Below are 1,395 nucleotides of genomic sequence, written 5' to 3' on the forward strand. Positions count from 1 at the left end.
GGGGGGCCTCAGCCCATCTCCTCCAGCGCCTTGCCCTTCGTCTCCTTCACGAACTTCAGGACGAACGGGATGGAGAGCGCCGCGAAGGCCGTGTAGATCACGTAGGTCGCGGAGAGGTTCCAGTCGGACAGCGACGGGAAGCTCGCGGTGATGGCCCAGTTGGCGATCCACTGCGCGGAGGCGGCGACGCCCAGCGCCGCGGCGCGGATCTTGTTCGGGAACATCTCGCCGAGCATGACCCAGACGACCACGCCCCAGGACATGGCGAAGAAGAGGACGAAGATGTGCGCGGCGATCAGGGCGGTCCAGCCCTGTGCGGCCGGGAGCTTGCCGTCGACCAGGTGGTGGGAGAAGGCCCAGGCCTCCAGCGCGAGACCGACGACCATGCCGACCGAGCCGATCAGGGCCAGCGGCCTGCGGCCGACGCGGTCCACGAAGATCATGGCGATCACGGTGCCGACGATGTTGATGATCGACGTCGTGAACGAGTAGAAGAACGAGTCCGTCGGGTCGACGCCGACCGACTGCCACAGCGTCGAGGAGTAGTAGAAGGCGACGTTGATGCCGACGAACTGCTGGAAGACCGACAGGCCGATGCCGACCCAGACGATCGGCTTGAAGAAGAAACCGCCGCCGAGCAGGTCCTTGAAGGAGGACTTGTGCTCGCTCGTCATCGCGTGCTCGATCTCGCCGACCCGGGCGTCCAGGTGCGCGGCCTGCCCGCCCTCGACCTCGGCGAGGATCTCCCGGGCGCGGGCGCGCTTGCCGACGGAGATGAGGAAGCGGGGGGACTCGGGGATGACGAAGGAGAGCAGGCCGTAGACGACGGCCGGGATCACCATCACGCCGAGCATGACCTGCCAGGCCTCCACGCCGAGCAGGGTGCCGCGCTGGTCGCCGCCGGCGGCGTTGAGCAGGCCCCAGTTGACCAGCTGCGAGACGGCGATGCCGATGACGATCGCGGCCTGCTGGAAGGAGCCGAGCCGGCCGCGGTACGCGGGCGGGGCGACCTCGGCGATGTAGGCCGGGCCGATGACCGAGGCCATGCCGATGGCGAAGCCGCCGACGATCCGCCAGAAGGCGAGGTCCCAGAGGGCGAAGGGCAGCGCCGAACCGACGGCGCTGATCGTGAAGAGCACGGCGGAGATCTGCATGCACCGGATGCGCCCGATGCGGTCGGCTATCCGGCCGGCGGTCGCGGCGCCGACGGCACAGCCGATCAGGGCGACGGCGATGACCTGGGCGAGGGCCGCGGAGCCGATGTCGTAGCGGTCGCGGATGGCCTCGACCGCGCCGTTGATCACGGAACTGTCGTATCCGAAGAGGAAACCGCCCATGGCGGCCGCCGCCGCGATGAAGACGACGCGCCCGAGATGTTCGGGATGAGCCGTGGCG

The 1,395-nt window shown here is 69.0% G+C and carries 1 protein-coding gene; it reads right to left on the reverse strand.

Annotated features, from left to right (window positions below; all coding sequences use genetic code 11):
- Nucleotides 1–8: 8 nt before the first annotated feature.
- Nucleotides 9–1,395, reverse strand: a 1,387-nt coding sequence (locus ACIBN2_RS46720; protein WP_399143899.1) for a sugar porter family MFS transporter, incomplete at its 5' end; no start/stop codon positions are given.

The organism is Streptomyces sp. NPDC050534 (genome assembly GCF_044457745.1).
Lineage (GTDB): Bacteria > Actinomycetota > Actinomycetes > Streptomycetales > Streptomycetaceae > Streptomyces.